Consider the following 19,276-nt stretch of genomic DNA (forward strand, 5'->3'; position numbering starts at 1 on the left):
CCGGTTGATTTTAACATGATAACGTGTCAATTTTTCTCGGTTATGGAGGAATATATGACCACTTATCGCATTACGACGAAGAAAAAGGCTCTCAAGGGGACGACTACGGACGACTTCTTCTTCGGCTCGAAGTTCAAGGATATTTTAGACGGCCGCGCCGGCGACGACTACATCGTCGGGGACGACGGTATCGACAGCCTGACCGGCGGCGACGGCGACGACACCATCTATGGCGGCCTCGGCTCGGACAAGGCGCTCGGCGGGCTGGGCAGAGACAACCTGAATGGAGGCCTCGGCAACGACAAGCTCTATGGTGGCGAGCGCAGAGACTCTCTCAATGGTAACGAGGGCAACGACAGCCTTTATGGCGACGCCGGGAGGGATAACCTCACTGGGGCGGAAGGAAATGACAAGCTCTACGGTGGCGACGACGATGACCAATTGGTTGGAGACGATGGCAACGACCGCCTCGACGGCGGGAAGGGCGATGACGGCCTATACGGCGGGGCCGGTAATGACTTTCTGTCCGGCGGCGCTGGCGACGACTTCCTCGACGGCACCGACCCAACCCCCAGCACGGATCCCGAAAATCCGGTTGCCCCGAGCAAGGACAAGCTGCTGGGCGGCGACGGCAATGACAGGGTCGTCGTTGATGGTGGCGATAATGCCCTGGGGGGCAAGGGCATGGATACGCTTGTCCTCCAAGCCTTTGGGGGAGACACCGAGTATACAGTTTATTCCCTTAACTTCTCGAAGGTGACCGGTAAGTCTGCCGCCAAAATCGGCTATCTCGATATCAAGGCCGGCCAGTTTGAGAAGGTCGACGCCGATATCTACGATATGGATGTGGGAAGCATTATTACGGGTTCGAAGGGGCACGACTCGATCAGTGGATACGGCAGGTCCGGTATGATCAACGGCGGCTCGGGCAACGACAGCCTTTACGCTTATGGCTTCAATAGTGAGAACCCGGCCAATGGGATCGCCGTCAATGGTGGTGCGGGCGATGACATGCTGAGCGGCAGAGGCGATGTGACCCTCATCGGTGGCAAAGGCGACGACCAGTTCGCCCTGAATCAGTATTCGGACTGCAACATTGCGGACTTTACGGGGAAAGACGACTTCTTCGTCATCAACGCCAACAGCTTCACCCGACAGGATCCCATCCTGAAAAAAGAGGTCCCTCTCGTCTTCGATAGGGCCAATCTACTCCTCGTCGGAGCCGACCCGAAGGCTACCTCGGCCCTGGCGCAGTTCCTCTACGACACGGACGACGGCAAACTCTACTACGATCGCGATGGGATCGGGACGGAATCCGATCTTGATCTCGTGATGACCCTGGCCAATAAAGCCGCTCTCAAGGCTTCCGACTTCATCTTTGTGATCTGAGGCTCGCACCGACCCGAAGGCCCGCCATCGGCGGGCCTTTTTCCTTTCAAGGGAAATACTCTAGGCTCCGCTTGCCCTTCGTACCCCCTTTGTTCTAGGATCCTGCTCCTGGAATCATCCGCCGCATTGCGCTGGCGGCTGGGGCATCACATATGCGGTGGCCGGCCTGACGAGGCCGGAACTCCTCAAAAGGCTTAAGCTCGGCAATGGCTAAACTCGACGACCTGTTCAACCGCGCCAAGGCGGGCGATCCTAATGCGCGCGTGATCTCCGTGCGCGGGGCCCGGGAGCACAACCTCAAGAATGTCGACCTCATGGTCCCGCGGGACCAGCTCGTGGTGTTCACAGGGCTGTCCGGCTCCGGCAAGTCGTCGCTGGCCTTCGACACGATCTATGCCGAGGGGCAGCGCCGCTATGTCGAGTCACTCTCGGCCTATGCCCGCCAGTTCCTGGAGATGATGCAGAAGCCGGATGTGGACCAGATCGACGGGCTGTCGCCCGCCATCTCCATCGAGCAGAAGACCACCTCCAAGAACCCGCGCTCGACGGTGGGCACCGTCACCGAGATCTACGACTACATGCGCCTGCTCTGGGCGCGCGTCGGCATCCCCTATTCGCCCGCCACCGGCCTGCCCATCGAGAGCCAGACGGTCTCTCAGATGGTTGACCGGGTGCTCGAGCTACCGGAGAAGACGCGGCTGTTCCTGCTGGCCCCCGTGGTGCGCGGCCGCAAGGGCGAGTACCGTAAGGAGATCGCCGAGTTCCAGAAGAAGGGCTTCCAGCGCCTGAAGATCGACGGCGAGTACTACGCCATCGATGAGGCGCCTGCCCTCGACAAGAAGTTCAAGCACGACATCGACGTGGTGGTGGACCGCATCGTGGTGCGGGCGGACATCGCCGCGCGCCTGGCGGATTCCTTCGAGACCGCGCTCGAGCTGACCGACGGCATCGCGGTCGTCGAATATGCCGACGAAAAGGATGAGAAAGGCAAGCCCAAGCGCATCGTCTTCTCATCCAGGTTCGCCTGCCCGGTCTCCGGCTTCACGATCCCCGAGATCGAGCCGCGCCTGTTCTCGTTCAACAACCCCTTCGGCGCCTGCCCCACCTGCGGCGGCATCGGCCACGAGATGCGCATCGACGAGGCGCTCGTGGTGGATGAGACCCTGTCGCTCAAGCGCGGCGCCATCATGCCCTGGGCGAAGTCCTCCTCGCCCTATTACGGCCAGACGCTCGAGGCGATCACCAAGCACTTCAAGGCGTCCATGACGAAGCCTTGGGAGGAGTTGCCCGAGAAGGTGCGCGAGGTCATCCTCTATGGCTCGGATGGTGAAAACATCCGTATGGCCTATGACGACGGCATGCGGGCCTATGAGGTGAGGAAGCCGTTCGAGGGCGTGATCCCCAATCTCGAGCGCCGCTATAAGGAAACCGAGAGCGACTGGGCGCGCGAGGAAATCGGCCGCTTCATGAGCGAAACGCCCTGCGAATCCTGCGGCGGCAAGCGCCTGAAGCCGGAAGCGCTGGCGGTGAAGATCGCAGGCTCCGATATCGGCGACGCCACGGCGTTGTCCGTGAAGGACGCGCATGAATGGTTCAGTGCGCTGTCGAAGAAGCTCACCAAGAAGCAGAATGAGATCGCCGGCCGCATTCTCAAGGAGATCCGCGAGCGCCTGACCTTCCTGGTCGATGTGGGCCTGGAATATCTGACGCTCGCCCGCGCGTCCGGCACCCTGTCGGGCGGCGAGAGCCAGCGCATCCGTCTCGCGTCTCAGATCGGCTCCGGCCTCACGGGCGTGCTTTATGTGCTCGACGAGCCGTCCATCGGCCTGCACCAGCGCGACAACGAGCGCCTGCTCGGCACGCTCAAGCGCCTGCGTGATCTCGGCAATACCGTGATCGTGGTGGAGCACGACGAGGACGCCATCCTCCAGGCCGATTACGTGTTCGACATCGGTCCGGGTGCTGGCATCCATGGCGGGCAGATCATTGCCGAGGGCACGCCCGACGAGGTCATGGCGAACCCGAAGTCGCTCACGGGCAAGTATCTCACAGGCGAGATGTCCGTGAAGGTGCCGGGAAAGCGCCGCAAGCGCGATCCCAAGCGCATGCTGAAGGTCGTGGGTGCCAAGGGCAACAACCTTAAAGATGTGACGGCGGAGATCCCGCTCGGCACGTTCACCTGCATCACCGGCGTGTCCGGCGGCGGCAAGTCCACGCTCGTGATCGATACGCTCTACAAGGCAGTCGCGCGCAAGCTCAACAACGCGCTCGAACACCCCGCCCCGCACGAGCGCATCGACGGTCTGGAGCATCTCGACAAGGTCATCGACATCGACCAGTCGCCCATCGGACGTACACCGCGCTCTAACCCGGCCACTTACGTCGGCGCCTTCACGCCGATCCGCGAATGGTTCGCAGGGCTTCCCGAGGCGAAGGCGCGCGGCTATCAGGCCGGACGCTTCTCGTTCAACGTGAAGGGCGGGCGCTGCGAAGCCTGCTCGGGCGATGGTGTGATCAAGATCGAGATGCACTTCCTGCCTGACGTCTACGTCACCTGCGACGTGTGCAAGGGCAAGCGCTACGACCGTGAGACGCTGGAGGTGAAGTATCGCGAGAAGTCCATCGCCGACGTGCTCGACATGACGGTGGAGGAAGCCCGCGAGCTGTTCAAGGCCGTGCCATCGATCCGCGAGAAGATGCAGACGCTCGCCCGCGTCGGCCTCGACTACGTGCATGTGGGCCAGCAGGCCACGACGCTGTCGGGGGGCGAGGCGCAGCGCGTGAAGCTCTCCAAGGAACTCTCCAAGCGCGCCACCGGCCGCACCCTCTACATCCTCGATGAGCCCACCACGGGCCTGCACTTCCACGACGTCGCGAAGCTTTTGGAAGTGCTCCACGAGCTCGTGGATCAAGGCAACAGTGTGGTGGTGATCGAGCACAACCTCGAGGTCATCAAGACCGCCGACTGGGTGATCGACATGGGCCCCGAAGGCGGCAACGGCGGCGGGCGCATCGTTGCCCAAGGCACGCCCGAGGACATCGCCGAATCCAAGGAAAGCCACACTGGCCGCTTCCTCAAGGAGGTGCTGGAGCGCAGGCCTTTGAAGAAGGAGACTGCTTCGAAGGAAATCGCCAAGAAAGCTGCGGTGAAGAATGAGGCGCCGAAGAAAGACAAGAAGGTGACGCGTCAGGCGGCGGAGTAAGGCGGCTCAGCCGCCCGGCCTCAGACACATCGTTATCTGAGCTTGCTCAACGCCTCCTGGGCCAACGCCTTTGTCAGCTCTCCAGCGGGAAGCTCGCGGGCGAGGCGTGCTGCCTGGCCGGACCAGAGAGACATGAAATCGCTCGAGCCGAGAGGTTCCGTCTTCTGACGCAAGGGTACCAGAGCGCCACCTGCGAGAGGGAATTGCGGCGCGATCGGTGACATCGGACCGACCTCGCGCATGATCCGGTTGACGATGCCCCGCGCGGGACGTCCGGTGAAAACATTTGTAAGCGCCGTCTGGTCGTCCTTCGCACTCTTGAGCGCCTGCCTGTGGGGCGACGCAATCGTCGCTTCCGGCGTGAACAGATAGGCCGTTCCGATCTGCACCGCCGATGCGCCAAGGGCGAAAGCCGCCACGATGCCACGGGCATCGGCAATGCCGCCCGCTGCGATCACCGGGACCTTCACTGCATCGACGACCTGCGGCACCAAGGCCATGGTGCCGACCTGGGATGAGATGTCATCCGAGAGGAAGATGCCGCGATGACCCCCGGCCTCGAAACCTTGCGCGATGATCGCGTCAGATCCGCCGTCCTCCAGCCAACGCGCCTCATCGACGGTGGTCGCGGAGGACAGGACCTTGGCGCCCGTGTCCTTCACGCGTTTCAACAAGCCCGGCTGGGGCAGTCCGAAATGAAAGCTCACGACGTCAGGCCTGAACTCCTCCACGAGGCTCAGGTAGCCCTCGTCGAAGGGTGCGCGTGTCGATGGCGGGGTCGGCATTTCGGGATCGAGGCCGAATTCGAGATAATAGTCCTTGAGGCGGTCCTTCCATGCGGCGTCCTGGCCGGCATCGCCAACAGGCGCACGATGGCAGAAGAAATTGACATTGATGGGCTTGCTCGTGTTCTTCCGGATCCGGGTCAGTTCCTCCCTCGCCTTGTCGAGGCTCAGCAACGCACAGGGGAGAGATCCTAGTCCGCCAGCCTCAGAGACGGCAATCACCATGTCGGAGAGGTTGGCCCCGGCCATGGGAGCCTGGATGATGGGAAGTTCGATGCCCAGAAGATCTAGAATGCGTCGGTCTTTCCACATGACTGCCACCTTCTTTGCGCTGTGAGAATGCGGTGCTCCAGTGCTAGGCCCGATGCAAACCCCACACAAGGGCACAACCTTCACACTCTGACCGGCATTCCGCCATCAGTTGACGCTGAAGACAGGGAGCCTCGCGTCGGGAGCGGGCGATAGGGACAATGGGTGAGGCTTTGACTGCCCTCAATCATCCGCCCGCACATCAAACAGATTCGGGAATTGCCGCGGCTGCGAACGCAGGTACTGGTTGGGGGCTTTTACGGCGGCGCCGAAGTGCGCAGCGGCGTGCCAAGGCCAGCGCGGGTCGTAGAGGATGGCGCGGGCCAAGGCGATGAGATCGGCGTCGCCCGTGCTAAGAATGGCCTCGGCCTGCACGAAATCGGTAATAAGACCCACAGTGATAACCGGCATCGACGTCGCTGCCTTGACCGCACGGGCGAGCGGGACTTGGTAGCTCGGTCCGACCGCAATCCGCTGCACAGGTGTAACCCCGCCGCTCGACACGTGGATGGCGCTGCATCCGCGCGCTTCGAGCGCCTTGGCGAATTCCACCGTCTCCTCGATGGTCCAGCCGCCCTCGGCCCAATCCGTGCCCGACACGCGCACCGTCACGGGGCGATCCGCAGTGAACGCGGCGCGGACGGCATCGAAGACCTCGAGCGGAAAGCGCATGCGGTTCTCGAGCGAACCGCCGTATTCGTCCTCGCGCCGATTGGACAGAGGCGAGAGGAACTGGTGCAGCAGGTAGCCGTGCGCCGCATGAACCTGTACGGCATCTAGGCCAAGCCTCGCGGCGCGCCGGGCTGCATCGGCAAAGGCATTCCGCACCCGTACGAGCCCCTCTTTGTCCAACGCCGTCGGAGGAGACTCACCGTCGGAATGGGGAAGGGCTGAAGGCGCCTCCGTCTGCCACCCCTGGGGATGATCAGGCGGAAGCTGCGTCCCGCCTTTCCAGGGCACTTCCGTGGAAGCTTTGCGCCCCGCATGGGCGAGCTGAATGGCCACCGGCATGTCGGACCAGCGGCGGATCCCGTCCAGCACGCGCCGCATGGCGGCTTCGCATTCGTCCGAATACAGGCCGACATCCGCATAGGTGATGCGGCCTTCAGGGGTCACGCCCGTAGCCTCGATCGTCAGGAGCGCAGCGCCCGAGAGCGCGAGCTGGCCCAGATGGATCATATGCCAATCGGTCATGCAGCCGTTTTCGGCGGAATACTGGCACATGGGCGCGATCACGATGCGGTTGACGAGTTCCGTCTGCCCGATCCGAAACGGCGTGAAGAGTATTGCCTGAGTCATCGATTGTCTCCGGGACCGGGTCGCTGCCGCCATGTATGAGCCGCCCTCCCTCAAACGCACGACAGGTCCAAAAGGTCGGTAGCGCGAGGCGGGATCCGGCAGTGAAGGAGAAGACCAAACAAGGCCGGACGAACCTTCTCACCGGGGCGAGGCATTATAACCGTGAAACGCTTGAAAGGCTCGCAGATGGCCAGTGAAGACGTCACCTACCCTCCCCTCGACGTGCTCAAGCCCGTCGCCGAGAACCTCTGGATCGTCGATAGCGGACCACAGGAGGCGATGGGGCTGAGCCTGCCGGTGCGGATGACGGTGATCCGATTGGGCAATGGCGATGTCTGGCTCCATTCGTCCACGCGCTACAACGCGGAACTGCGGCGCGAGATCGAGACGTTGGGGCCCATCCGACATCTCGTCGCGCCCAACGTTGCACACTGGACCCACCTCAAGGGTTGGCAGGGCGGCTGCCCGGCCGCCAAGACATCGGCTGCGCCTAACCTCCGGCACAGGCCACAGGTGCGGAAAGCAGGTGTCCGGTTTGATCGCGACCTGACGGATTCTGCGCCGGATGACTGGGGTGGCGATATTGAGCAGGCCGTCATCCCGGGCGGCGCGGGCTTTCGGGAGGTCGCATTCCTGCACCGGCCCACGCGAACCCTCATCCTGACGGACCTGATCCAGAACCTGGAGCCAGAGAAGCTGCGGCTGGGAACCCGCCTCTTCGCGAGGCTCACCGGCGTCGATGCACCCGACGGCAAGGCCCCGGCCTATCTGCGCTTTATCGTTCGCCTGCGCCGGAAGGAGGCGCAGGAGGCGGTCGCCCGGATTGTCGCGTGGAACCCGGAGCGGGTCATCTTCAGCCACGGCCGGTGGTTCGACCGCGATGGAACGGCAAACCTGAAGCGTGCCTTCGCCTGGCTGCTGGAATAACCCTCTGCCCCTTCTGCGCCATTGCCCCTCCGCATCCAAGGGACGATCATCCCGGCTTTCCAGGGGAGGAGGCGATGAGCGCCACCGATGCAGCCTTCAAAGGCTCCATTCCGACGATCTATGAACAATATCTCGGTCCGCTGCTCTTCCAGCCCTTCGCTCGGGATCTGGCAGGACGTCTGGCGGACATCACGCAGGGCCGCATCCTGGAGACGGCGGCCGGAACCGGCATTGTGACCCGTGCCCTGGCCAAGACCCTGCCGCCGCAGGTCGAGATCACTGCGACCGATCTCAACCAGGCCATGCTCGACCTCGCCCAGTCCAGGCTCCAGGCTCCGAACGTGCGCTGGCTCCAGGCCGACGCTCAAACCCTGCCTTTCGAGGATGGCAGCTTCGATGCGGTCGTGTGCCAGTTCGGCGTGATGTTCTTCCCCGACAAGCTGGCCGCCTATCGCGAAGTCCTGCGCGTACTGAAACCCGCCGGCCGCTTTCTGTTCAACGTCTGGAACTCCCTCGACCTCAACCCTGTCAGCCGCATCGTGTCCGAGACTGTTGCGAAAGCCTTTCCCGACGACCCACCCCGGTTCTTCGAGCGGGTGCCGTTCGGCTATTTCGACCCTGATCGCATCCGCGGCGAGGTTCAGCAGGCGGGCTTCGAGAATGTGGAGATCGATGTGGTCGACAAGGTCAGTCAGGCGCCTTCCCCACGGGAGCCTGCCATCGGGCTCTGCCAGGGCACGCCCCTGCGGTCCGAGATCGAAGCCCGCGCCCCTGGTCGGCTTGAGGACATCACGACCAAGGCCACGGAAGCGCTCGTCGGCCATTTCGGCTCGTCGCCGGTCGACAACCGCATGAGCGCGCTTGTCGTAAAGGCTTGGCGATAGAGGGGCGCATCCTGCTTCGGGCGGTAACATTGACCCGCACCCTTGACACTTCTTTGCACTACTATATCTGCCGGGCCTGACGGACGCTCAAGTTCGAGAGACTCTCGCAAAGCCATGCAAGGAAGGTCTTCGTTTGTGGGTCGCGTAACGCCGAAGAGCCGCACCGTTTTATGGCCTTTGCAGTTGCTGCTGGTTGCGAGCTTGCTCGGCCCTGCCCTGTTTTTCGCCTATACTGCCTGGGAGGATTACCGCCGCATCCGCGAACACGCGGACGAGCGGATTGAGCGTGCTCTGGACGTGGTTCAGGAGCACAGCCTCAAGGCGTTTCAGACCATCGAGCGCACGATGGCCGAGACGAACGAGGTGCTGCGCGGCCTCACGCCAGAGCAGATCCTGGCCGAGGAGGTCCGCCTCCAGGGCCGCCTGCGGCGCACTCAGGATGCCCTCCCGCACATCGAGGCGATCTGGGTCTTCGACAAGGCCGGACACCCGCTCGTGTCGAGCACCATCCTGCCCGTGCCCCGCGACCTCGACAACTCGGAACGCGACTACTTCAAGGTGCAGGCCGAACAGGACGCGGGCACCTATATCGGCAGGACGATCACGTCCAAGGTTGGCAACATCCGGTTCTTCGTGGTGAGCCAGCGCCGCCCGACCCAGGACGGTAGCTTCGACGGGATCGTGGCGGTTTCCGTGCGTCCCGAGTATTTCCGTGATTATTACGGACGGATCTCCCGGGCCCTTGCCGATTCCATCAGCCTGATCAGATCCGACGGGGAGTTCCTTGCGCGCTACCCGTCGCGGGGCAACGAGCCCCTCCAGCTCACCCCTGGCAACATTCTCCTGCCGGCCATTCAAAGCAGCGCGCAATCGGGATTCATCACAGCTGTCTCTCAAATCGACACCATCGAGCGCCGCATCGGCTATCGCAAGATCCCGGATTATCCAGTCTATGTAACCACCGGCATCGAAACCGCCAGCGTGTGGCGTGAGCTCTGGTCAGAGATGGGCCAGCTCCTGGCCTTTGGCCTGCCGGCGACCCTAGGCCTGTTTGCCATTAGCCTGCTCGCCCTGCAGCGCACCCGCAGCTTTCATGCGGAGGTGGAGCGGCGCGAGATGGCGGAGGCTGCTCTCAAGCAGGCACAAAGGCTTGAAGCTGTGGGCCATCTCACCGGGGGCGTCGCCCATGACTTCAACAATCTGCTGATGGTTGTCAAAGGGAGCGTCGACCGGCTGCGGCGCTACCCCATGGAGGAGCGGCAGAAGCGATCCCTCGACGCCATCGACACGGCAGCTGGCCGCGGGGCAAGCCTCGTGCGTCAACTCCTGTCTTTCTCACGGCAGCAGACGCATGAGCCCGAGGTCGTCGATCTGTCGCAATATCTGCTCGACCTGCGGGACATGCTGCGCTCGTCTCTGCGCGGCGACATCGCCATCGACATGCGGTTGCCACCCGATCTGTGGAACACCAAGGTCGACCTCAACGAACTCGAACTCGCCATCCTTAACATCGCCGTCAATGCGCGCGATGCCATGCCCGATGGCGGACGGCTGCTGATCGAGGCCTGGAACCTGACCCTGCGCGACCCGGATGTTTTGGGCCTTCAGGGCGAATTCATCGCGCTCAGCCTCACGGACACGGGCAGCGGCATCCCGGAAGACGTGCTGCCCCATGTGTTCGAGCCGTTCTACACGACCAAAGCCGTCGGCAAAGGAACCGGCCTCGGGTTGAGTCAGGTCTATGGCTTTGCCAAACAATCGGGAGGAACGGCAACCGCCCTTGCCGAGGCCGGGCGCGGCACCACGATCACGCTCTATCTGCCGCGCACCATCGAGGCTGCGACCGACGCGAGCGCACCGATTCCGGAACCTCCGGTTCGAAGCGGCAATGGCCACATTCTCCTGGTGGAGGACAACCCTGACATTGCCGAGGTCACCCGCCTCAGCCTTGAGGAGATCGGGTTTCGGGTCACGCATGCGGCCGATGCCCGTGCTGCCCTGATGGTCTTCCGGTCCGGCACGCGAATCGACCTTGTGTTCAGCGATATCGTCATGCCAGGGGATCTCAATGGCGTCGATCTGGCACGGATCATCCGCAGCGAGCAGCCTTCCCTGCCGGTCCTTCTCGCCACTGGCTACAGCAATGTCGCTCAAGCGGCCATGGATGACGGGTTCACTATCCTTCGCAAGCCCTATGACACGGCAGAACTGTGGGCATCCATCGACAAGATTCTGGGTTTGGTGGCGCTTAAGGCCATAGCCTAGGGTATCTTTTGGCGAAGTGGACCTGGTTCGCCGTCAAGAATGCGGCAAGATCTCCAGCTCTAATCTTTAAGGCAAAGCTGCAGTGATCCGGCAGGTCAATGCACCGTTTCCATGAGCTGCACGGAGTGGAGAAGGGTTCCAAGGGGGCAGACGATGTCGAGCCGCCACCCTGACCAATCGTCCACCTCGGGGCCGATCTCCGCCCTCAATTCCTTGATGGCGAGCAGTGCCTGGGCCTTGGCGCTCTCAAGGTCATGGACCTCGATTCCGGCATTATCGACGATCTCGTCATGACGGCTCACGAGGTGGAAGAAGCAACGCATGTCAGATCATCCACCCACGCGGAAAGGATGCAAACTGCTAGCGGGTTTTGCCGGCGAAGTGAAGAGACCTTTCAGTCCTTCCCCTTATTCGCCTTTCGCTGCAGCCTCTCCTTCAATGGGGTGAAGGTTCTCCAAAGACACCCAGCCGATATCCGGACGGGGTACGGGCACCAGATAGGCACGGCCCGCCTCGATCCGCTCGATCCGGCACGTGATGGCCCTCTGATCGCCCGGGGGACGGTAAACCACGGTCGCTCCAACTTCGATCTTGTCAGGATGAGGCGAGGCATTTGCGGCATGCGGCGGTCGTGCCTCCGGAGCAGGATCATGCCCTGCCCTCACCCGCTCGAGCGCTGCAATGGCAAGCTTTGCCCGGTCCCGGTACCGTTCGCTGACCGGCCTTAGGAGCGCGCCGCGTGTCCGTCCCGGATACCATGAGACGCCGCCCGCCTTGGCCAGTTCCTCTGCAACGGCTTCAATTTCTTCGTCTGTCACACGTACCCCCGTGATGGTCAGCCCAACAAACCGTCTCACAATTTGAACGAAAAGACATTAACGCAGAGTAATAAACAAGTTCTATTTCTCCAGCTAAGATCTTATTCGATCACATCTTCGCTTTTGAAGAACCACAGCGCCCGATTACCTCGGCGCATACCAGCCGACAGCCAGGCGGATCGATGGACCTTTCGGCGCGAAGAGCAGCAGGTTTCCGAATTCATGTGAGCGATTAGTGCGGAGGACAGGCAAGGCCACCCGAACCGAGGCTAAGTGCCAAGGAATGCTGGAGTAGTTACAGCACAATGCACACGGCAGGATCCGAACGACACACTTCTAGTGTGATTCAATCCTTGTTACTGGACATGATGGTTACCCCCAAATCCATCACATGCTCAAGAATATCCTCTGAAAAGCGCCACAAACACATTTAAGCATGCTGGCTCGGTTTCCAGATGAAGGATGTTCAGCATGGCTCCCGTCATCGACGCGTCAACTTTCGGTGCCTTTGCCAACGATGGCATTGATGATACCGCCGCCATCAATGCCGCCGTGAAGAAAGCGCATGCGGATTATGTCAATAATCCGTCCGCAGGTCGAGTGACAGTCATGCTGCCGGCAGGCACGCTGCTCGTCAAGGGAAGCAGCGATAAGAGCGATGGTGCCGTCTCCATGCTCAGCGGAACGGCGCTTCAGGGCGCCGGCATGGGCCAAACGATCCTCAAGGTGGCCGATGGGTGGTCAGGCGACATCACGGGTGTGGTGCGAACCCCATTCAACGAAGTCACCTACGATGTCGGTGTCTTCGATCTCTCGATCGACGGCAATCGCGATGCGACTCAGGGCAAGATCGACGGCTTCTATACGGGCGTGAGGCCCGGAAGCACGCAGCAGGACCGCGACATCCATGTATCGCGCGTGGAGATCCTGGATTGCTCAGGCTATGGTTTCGACCCGCACGAGCAGACCCTGCGCTTGACCATCGAGAACAGCGTGTCCCACGGCAACGGGCTCGACGGGTTCGTGGCGGACTTCATCGTCAACGGCACCTACCGGAACAACGTCGCCTACAACAACGACCGGCACGGCTTCAACGTCACGACCACGACCACCGAGCTGCTACTCCAGAACAACATCGCCTATGGCAATGGATCCACCGGGGTGGTGGTGCAGAGGGGATCGGAGAATATCCCGTGGCCCAGCGATATTCGAATTGTCGGCGGCCAATATTACGGCAATCAGAAGGAGGGCGTCCTTCTCAACATGGCCGATAACGTCACCATCAACGGGGCCACGATCTACGGCAATGTGAGCAGCGGCGTGAGGATCGAGGGCTCCACCGACACAATCGTTCAGAACAGCCGCATCTTCAACAACGCTCAGGGCGCCGACAACCAGTTCGACGAAATCAGCATCCGCATGCGGGTGGATGCGAAAACCGGGAACACCTATTACTCCGTGAACACTCAGATCCTCAACAACACGATCTATTCCGACGGCGCCATCGATGCCCGCTACGGAATCCGGGAGGAGCGCACGAACACGGCCGGGGGGCCCACCCATATCACCCTCTTCGGCAACACCATCTACGGCATGGACTCGGGAGCGATCTACACGTTGGTCCAGAAGTGGATCGGCACGGCTGGGGCCAATGTATTCCGCGGCACTTCATTTGACGAAGACCTGAGCGGACGGTCCGGCAACGACATCATCCGGGGCATGGGCGGCAACGATTACGTCTTGGGCGATGGAGGCCATGACCGGCTCTATGGCGACAATGGCCGGGACTGGCTCTTCGGCGGCAACGGCAACGACCGGCTCAATGGCGGGCTTGGAAACGATACCTTGATCGGCAATGCGGGTCGCGACGTTTTCGTCTTCAACACAAGGCTGGGGTCGTCCACCACGGACCGTAAGGTCAATTTCGATACCATCAATCTGTATAGGGCGAAGGACGACTCGATCTGGCTCGATAATGCCATCTTCCGGAAGCTCGGGTCCGGCAGCGCCAGCAAACCGCAGAAGCTGGATGCCGACTTCTTCAATGCGGGCAACAGACCCAAAGACGCAGACGACTATATCAACTACAACAAGAAAACAGGCATCCTGTCGTACGATCCTGACGGGTCCGGATCCCGCAAGCCCTTGGAGTTCGCGCAGTTCAAGAAAGGGCTCGTCCTGAGCCACCATGAGTTCTTTGTGATCTGAGGCTAGGCGAGAGAGTCAGCTTACGCCACCACGACCACGTTCCGACCATTCTCCTTGGCACGGTAAAGCGCACGGTCCGCATGCCGCAGAAGATCCTCGGGCGTGGCTTTGTGGATAGTCGCGCAGCCGATGCTCACGGTCACCTCCTCGGCTTTTCCGAGGGCAGCCCTCCCAGCTTCGGAAAAGGCATGGCGGATCCTCTCTGCCAGAGCGGCAGCGTCCTGGGCTCCGACCGGAAGGATAGCCGCGAATTCCTCTCCCCCAAGTCTGCCGAAGGTCTCCTTGGGCAGGTTGTCGGCAATCGTGCGCGCGAAGACGCTGAGAATGCGGTCGCCGACCGCATGGCCGTAGCGATCGTTGATGGCTTTGAAATTGTCGAGGTCGAACAGCAGGCAGCTGGCTGGTCGGCCGTTCAGGCGGTTGAGCAGCCGGGACGCGGTCTGAAGGAAAGCGCGCCGGTTGGGAATTCCCGTCAGATCGTCGACGAGAGCCGCCTGCTTGTACTCAAACTTCAAGCGCTCCTTCGCCATAGACAGAAACATGAAGGCGAGGGTTGGTCCGATCACCACCAGGAAGAGGGCCATTTCCGAGGACCAGCGCCGGGCAAATGTATCGATCCAGGGGACCGATGTGAGGGAAACGCCGAGCATCCCGCGAAAGAGGTTGAACACGGCAAGCCCGGAAAGGAGAACGACCGCGACCCGCTGCGAGGCGAGCGTCTGCAGCGGGTGACGCATCAGCTCCCAGGCGCACAGGGCCGAATAGGCAGCTGTCAGCGCGGATGTCAGGATCAGGCGATAGCCCTGCGAGTCGTGGATGAACGGGAACGCGCACACCCAGATGGCAACACCTGCCCCGCCGTGAAGCAGAATGCCCGGGCGCTCGTTGAAGACCCTGCATCCAACATAGAGAGCGCCGTAAGATAGGATGCCGAGCGCGTTCGCCAACAGGAGAACCCAATAACCCGGTGGTTTCTCCCCCAGGTTAGCCCAGCCGATTCCGATTGCGATCAGCCAGAAGGCCGCTCCCCACCAGGCCTGGGCGCTCAGCCTGCGGCTCAAGGTCCATGAGAAGATCAGCAGCGTGCCGAGGACGCACGACAGCAGGATGAAGGCGACGGTAAGGGTAGCGGGGTCAAGAACCATCGGAGCAGCTGTCCTGCGATTGGTCAGGAGGCCGCAGAGATGAGTCCCGCAGGACATTTCCCCACGGAATGCGGGGCTACGCTATCCATGATCGTTGCCCGAATGTCCAGCCGCAACGGGTGTGACGTATGAACCGGAACGAAGGATTGGCCCGGGCATTTTTCTTCAAGCCAAGCATGAACAGGAGCGGTGTCATGGGTCGGTATCATCGTCATGGGGTGCAGAGCACGGCAGCCATCGCGGGACATCCGCTTCACCACATGCTGATCGTCTTCCCGGTCGCCTTTCTGATCGGAGCACTAGGGACCGACATCGTTTTCATGGCAACTCAAGACCAGTTCTGGGCTCAATGCTCCTACTGGCTGCTCATTGCCGGCATTGTCACCGCCCTCGTGGCCGCGGTTCCCGGCATGATCGATTTTGTAACCATCGACCGGGTCCGCAATATCTGGATTTCATGGGCTCATATGGTAGACAACCTGGTCGTCGTTGCCCTTGCCCTAATCAATGTGGGGGTGCGCTCGGGCGATCCTGCCGCAGGCGTTCAGGGCTGGGGCATCTGGCTATCGAGCATTCAGACCGCCCTGCTGCTCTTCAGCGGCTGGCTCGGCGGTGAGATGGCCTACCGTTATGGCATTGGCGCCATTCAGGATTACAGCCCCAAGGTCGAGCAGTTTCATGTGGAGGTAGACCGCGCGGACGTGGCGGAGCATTACGGCCGCCGGAGCGGGTCGGGCGGGCTCTGAGGACTGCCGTCATTCATCACTTGTTTCCCGGAGCGGAGCCGCTAAGCTCCGTTTCATGAAGCCCGTTTCCACCCTTGTTCTGATCGGCGTAGCGCTGACGAGCCAAGCGCAGGCCTCTTCTCCCTGTCCTCCTGGTTTTTCCATGCTCCAAGCCTCGGATACGTGCGTGCGGATCAGCGGCACCGTCCGAGCCGATGCCCTTGTCGGGTCAGGGCGACAGTTCGGATCCAGCTCGTATCGGACCCAGTCAGGCGCCCACTTGCAGATGGATGTGAGAAAGCAGACCGAATACGGCCCCTTGCGAGCCGTGATCGCCGTTGGAAATCTGCATCGCGACAGGGGCCAAGAATAAGGGCGCCCAAGGCGCCCTTATGTCGACAGGTTAGTAGTCGTAATTATCGTAGTATTCTTCCCGGTAGTAAGTCCGCCTCGGAGCTTCGTAAGTCCGATAGGCAGGCCGCTCATAAGTGCGGTAAGCAGGGCGGGCCGTTGCGGCAAGCGCGCCGCCCAGGATGGCGCCCGTCACGCCGGCTGCGATGGCAGCGTTGTTATTGTTGCGGCGCTGCACGACATAGCGCTCAGCCTTGTGGTTCTTGGCATGTCCGTAAGCATGACCCCTGCCCTTACCTGGGCGGGCGTCGACGGAACCGCTGAAAGAAGTTACGGCCAGAAGGGCTGCGCTGATGACAACAAGAGCTTTCTTCATGGATCTACTCCTGAACAGTTTCGTATATAAAATTCATTCTAGGGAAACGGTTCCAAAAATCGCACTCGGGTGCAAGCCTGAAAAATTTTACCTATCCATAATACAGCGCATATCTTCCTAGTAACCGCATGTTTTTCTACTCTATTCTTCCTAAATCATAAGCATTCTGCTCTGAATAACTCCTACTTCTCAGATCGACTATAAGAACACTAAAAGAGGGCCGGCGGTCCGGCCCTCTTTCCTAAATCCTGGCGACCTAGTTACTCGCTGGTGCTCGTGCTGCTCCCCGACGAGGAACCGCCCTGCTGCGGACGAACGGTCGTGGAGGAATTGGTCGAACCGGACATATTGTTACCCGAGCTGCTGTTCACATCCGTACGGCTACGGGTCGAGACGGTGCCGGTCGTCTCCGGAGCGCTCGAACGGGTCCGGCTGGTGGAGACATTCACATCGTTGGGACGGCGCTGCTCGATGGATACGCCAACGCTCGGCGAGGTGTCCTGCGTCCGGCGGATGGTCGTGCGGCGATTGACCGAGACGCTTGGCTCATTGACCTCTTCGTAGCGGCGCACGGTCCGGCGACGGACCTCCACCGGCTCGTCGACAACCTGATAACGCCGCTTCTTGGACACGACCTTGTTGGTCTTCTTCGTCTTCTTCACTGCCACTTTCTTGGTGGGCTTCTTCTTGACCACAGTGCGGTGCACCTCGGTATCCGGCTCATCGATCGTCGTCACGCTGCGGCGGCGGGTGACGGAGACGCTCGGCTCCTCGACTTCACGCACCGTGCGAGAGCGAACGGATACGCCAGAGCGCTCGCGGGTCTCGATGCCGACCCCGACCCGGGTGCTACCCTCTTCGCGGGTGCGGACATTAGTCTGCGTGCCGGAAGAATCGCTGCGGGTCGCGCCGGTCGTCTCCGTCCGGCTGCTGGTTCCCGACTTGTTGCGCAGCAGGTTGTTCGAATCCGAGGACTGCGACTGGGATGTCGTGCTGGTGCTGGTATTGGTCTGAGTCGATGTCTGGGCATAGGCCGCGCTACTCAACAAGAGAAGGGCGGCTCCTAGTGCGATTTTCTTCACTGGACCATCTCCATTACTGTAAAGGTGCGTGGTGAACGCAGACCTACGGAGACTGTTCCAAGGAGGGCGCAAGCAACTTCGGTTACCTACGAAGTCGTTCCGCAAGATGAACATTTGTTCAAAATGCTACATAGGCGCATGATTGCTTATAGGACCATCAGATAAGAAATTTGGACTCCAATACATTCATGAAGACTGTGGAGAGCCTCATCGGGCCATTTCGAGAGGCAGGCAACACGGCCAAGCTCTGAACCGCGCCGCGCCAAACACACGCTCATCGACGACGAGTCATGCTTGATGAGCACTGCCGTTAACCTGGCATTAGCTCGCTATGCTACTAAAGCATAACTGCCCTACATTATTACCACTCCTCTTCGGCGCTGCACACACTTATATCGGCACTGCACACGCAAGAACAAAAGCCACCGACCACAGGGGTCGGTCACTGATCAGGAGATTTTCATGTTCGTGTCCTACATTCTCTCTAAGTTCCGCGCCTATATGCGTTATCGCGATACTGTCCGCGAGCTCTCGCTCCTGTCGGACCGTGAACTCGACGATCTCGGCATCTCGCGCTTCCAGATCGAGAACATCGCTCGCGAGCACGCAGTCGCGTAAATTTTTGCTGCATGGCAGCACGAGGCCCTCGCCCGCCCTTTGGCGGGCGTTTGCTTGTCTGGAACCCGTCAGCGCCCGCCCGAGACCGGGATATTCGCGCCCGTGATGTAGGACGCGGCATCCGACATCAGGAACAGCACCGCCTCGGCAACTTCTCCTGTTTCGCCGATCCGGTTCATCGGAATATTCGGACGCAGCCGCTCCAGCCGGCCAGCGTCCTGGGTGCTGCGCTCGTGGATCTCGGTCTTGGTCATGCCGGGCGAGACCGCGTTGACCCGGATGCCCTCCGGTGCCAGCTCCTTGGCCATTCCGATCGTGAGCGAGTCGATGGCCCCCTTCGAGGCGGCGTACCAGACATATTCGTTGGGGCTGCCGAGAGAGGCCGCCACCGACGAGATGTTGACGATGGTCCTGGTACTGTCGCCCGGGCTCTGCGGCAGGCGCCGAGCCGCCTCTCGTGCCACCCACAGGGCGCCCAGGACATTGATGTCGATGCAGTCCCGGATCGTCTCGGCGGAGGTCTGCGCCAGCTTGCCGGATTTGCCCGTGATCCCCGCGTTGTTGACCACATGCGAGATCGGCCCCAAGGCCGCCTCGGCCTCGTCGAACAGGCGAACCACGTCGGCTTCAACGGCCACATCGCCCTGACAAGCGACTGCTCTTGCCCCGGCAGAACGGCAGGCGGCAAGAACCTGCTCGGCAGCCTCACGCTCTGAGCGGTAGGTGATGGCGACATCGTAGCCGCGCTCAGCCGCAAGCTGCGCCACCGCAGCCCCTATGCCGCGGCTTCCGCCTGTAATAAGGACGACCGGACGCCTGGATTGCATGCGTTGAATGCCTTTCCAAAAGTAAACCAGCTCAGCTTGACCAGGGCTCTCGAGGGAGTCAACAA

The 19,276-nt window shown here is 61.3% G+C and carries 17 protein-coding genes; 9 read left to right on the forward strand and 8 right to left on the reverse strand.

Annotated elements, in window-relative coordinates:
• Positions 1 to 54 precede the first annotated feature (54 nt).
• Positions 55 to 1,389, forward strand: a complete 1,335-nt coding sequence (locus I2H36_RS11280) for a calcium-binding protein (protein WP_196264004.1) — start codon at positions 55 to 57, stop codon at positions 1,387 to 1,389.
• 206 nt (positions 1,390 to 1,595) lie between these two features.
• A complete protein-coding gene (gene uvrA / locus I2H36_RS11285) occupies positions 1,596 to 4,592 on the forward strand; it encodes an excinuclease ABC subunit UvrA (protein ID WP_196264005.1) in 2,997 nt (998 codons plus the stop codon).
• 32 nt (positions 4,593 to 4,624) lie between these two features.
• On the opposite strand, the gene I2H36_RS11290 is transcribed toward uvrA, so the two are convergent.
• A complete protein-coding gene (locus I2H36_RS11290; protein ID WP_196264006.1) occupies positions 4,625 to 5,689 on the reverse strand; it encodes an NAD(P)H-dependent flavin oxidoreductase in 1,065 nt (354 codons plus the stop codon).
• A 180-nt stretch (positions 5,690 to 5,869) separates the two neighbouring features.
• Complete coding sequence (locus tag I2H36_RS11295; protein WP_196264007.1) at positions 5,870 to 6,985, reverse strand: NADH:flavin oxidoreductase/NADH oxidase; 1,116 nt, start codon at positions 6,983 to 6,985, stop codon at positions 5,870 to 5,872.
• A gap of 186 nt (positions 6,986 to 7,171) precedes the next feature.
• Here I2H36_RS11295 and I2H36_RS11300 point away from each other — a divergent pair, with 186 nt between their 5' ends.
• From I2H36_RS11300 to I2H36_RS20430, 3 genes are all read left to right on the forward strand, one after another.
• The gene (locus I2H36_RS11300; protein ID WP_196264289.1) at positions 7,172 to 7,912 is read left to right on the forward strand and encodes a DUF4336 domain-containing protein; all 741 of its coding nucleotides are present in this window, start codon (positions 7,172 to 7,174) and stop codon (positions 7,910 to 7,912) included.
• 74 nt (positions 7,913 to 7,986) lie between these two features.
• Positions 7,987 to 8,796 carry a class I SAM-dependent methyltransferase gene (locus I2H36_RS11305; RefSeq protein WP_196264008.1) on the forward strand — a complete coding sequence of 270 codons (810 nt, stop codon included), beginning with the start codon at positions 7,987 to 7,989 and terminating at the stop codon, positions 8,794 to 8,796.
• 135 nt (positions 8,797 to 8,931) lie between these two features.
• Positions 8,932 to 11,061 carry an ATP-binding protein gene (locus I2H36_RS20430; RefSeq protein ID WP_196264009.1) on the forward strand — a complete coding sequence of 710 codons (2,130 nt, stop codon included), beginning with the start codon at positions 8,932 to 8,934 and terminating at the stop codon, positions 11,059 to 11,061.
• A 95-nt stretch (positions 11,062 to 11,156) separates the two neighbouring features.
• On the opposite strand, the gene I2H36_RS11315 is transcribed toward I2H36_RS20430, so the two are convergent.
• Together I2H36_RS11315 and I2H36_RS11320 are read right to left on the reverse strand one after the other, a co-directional pair.
• Positions 11,157 to 11,384 carry a DUF6894 family protein gene (locus I2H36_RS11315; protein ID WP_196264010.1) on the reverse strand — a complete coding sequence of 76 codons (228 nt, stop codon included), beginning with the start codon at positions 11,382 to 11,384 and terminating at the stop codon, positions 11,157 to 11,159.
• Between the two features lie 84 nt (positions 11,385 to 11,468).
• The gene (locus tag I2H36_RS11320) at positions 11,469 to 11,879 is read right to left on the reverse strand and encodes a hypothetical protein (protein ID WP_196264011.1); all 411 of its coding nucleotides are present in this window, start codon (positions 11,877 to 11,879) and stop codon (positions 11,469 to 11,471) included.
• Between the two features lie 471 nt (positions 11,880 to 12,350).
• On the opposite strand from I2H36_RS11320, the gene I2H36_RS11325 reads away from it, so the two are divergent.
• The gene (locus tag I2H36_RS11325) at positions 12,351 to 14,087 is read left to right on the forward strand and encodes a right-handed parallel beta-helix repeat-containing protein (RefSeq protein ID WP_196264012.1); all 1,737 of its coding nucleotides are present in this window, start codon (positions 12,351 to 12,353) and stop codon (positions 14,085 to 14,087) included.
• Between the two features lie 20 nt (positions 14,088 to 14,107).
• Here the strand turns inward: I2H36_RS11325 and I2H36_RS11330 are convergent, their stop codons facing one another.
• A complete protein-coding gene (locus I2H36_RS11330; RefSeq protein ID WP_196264013.1) occupies positions 14,108 to 15,232 on the reverse strand; it encodes a GGDEF domain-containing protein in 1,125 nt (374 codons plus the stop codon).
• Positions 15,233 to 15,426: 194 nt separating this feature from the next.
• Between I2H36_RS11330 and I2H36_RS11335 the strand changes: the two genes are divergently transcribed.
• Both I2H36_RS11335 and I2H36_RS20495 read left to right on the forward strand, forming a co-directional pair.
• On the forward strand, positions 15,427 to 15,978 hold the full coding sequence (locus I2H36_RS11335) for a DUF2231 domain-containing protein (RefSeq protein WP_196264014.1): 552 nt from the start codon (positions 15,427 to 15,429) through the stop codon (positions 15,976 to 15,978).
• Positions 15,979 to 16,120: 142 nt separating this feature from the next.
• Positions 16,121 to 16,330 (forward strand): porin, encoded by a 210-nt coding sequence (locus tag I2H36_RS20495; protein ID WP_210331049.1) that lies wholly within the window; start codon positions 16,121 to 16,123, stop codon positions 16,328 to 16,330.
• 30 nt (positions 16,331 to 16,360) lie between these two features.
• Here I2H36_RS20495 and I2H36_RS11345 read toward each other — a convergent pair whose 3' ends face one another.
• Positions 16,361 to 16,684, reverse strand: coding sequence for a hypothetical protein (locus tag I2H36_RS11345; protein WP_196264016.1), 324 nt, complete (start codon positions 16,682 to 16,684; stop codon positions 16,361 to 16,363).
• A gap of 260 nt (positions 16,685 to 16,944) precedes the next feature.
• Positions 16,945 to 17,766, reverse strand: coding sequence for a hypothetical protein (locus tag I2H36_RS11350; RefSeq protein WP_196264017.1), 822 nt, complete (start codon positions 17,764 to 17,766; stop codon positions 16,945 to 16,947).
• Positions 17,767 to 18,228: 462 nt separating this feature from the next.
• Here I2H36_RS11350 and I2H36_RS11355 point away from each other — a divergent pair, with 462 nt between their 5' ends.
• The gene (locus tag I2H36_RS11355; RefSeq protein WP_196264018.1) at positions 18,229 to 18,384 is read left to right on the forward strand and encodes a DUF1127 domain-containing protein; all 156 of its coding nucleotides are present in this window, start codon (positions 18,229 to 18,231) and stop codon (positions 18,382 to 18,384) included.
• Positions 18,385 to 18,452: 68 nt separating this feature from the next.
• On the opposite strand, the gene I2H36_RS11360 is transcribed toward I2H36_RS11355, so the two are convergent.
• A complete protein-coding gene (locus tag I2H36_RS11360) occupies positions 18,453 to 19,211 on the reverse strand; it encodes a glucose 1-dehydrogenase (RefSeq protein ID WP_196264019.1) in 759 nt (252 codons plus the stop codon).
• Positions 19,212 to 19,276: the final 65 nt, after the last annotated feature.

This window comes from Microvirga terrestris (genome assembly GCF_015694425.1).
GTDB lineage: Bacteria > Pseudomonadota > Alphaproteobacteria > Rhizobiales > Beijerinckiaceae > Microvirga > Microvirga terrestris.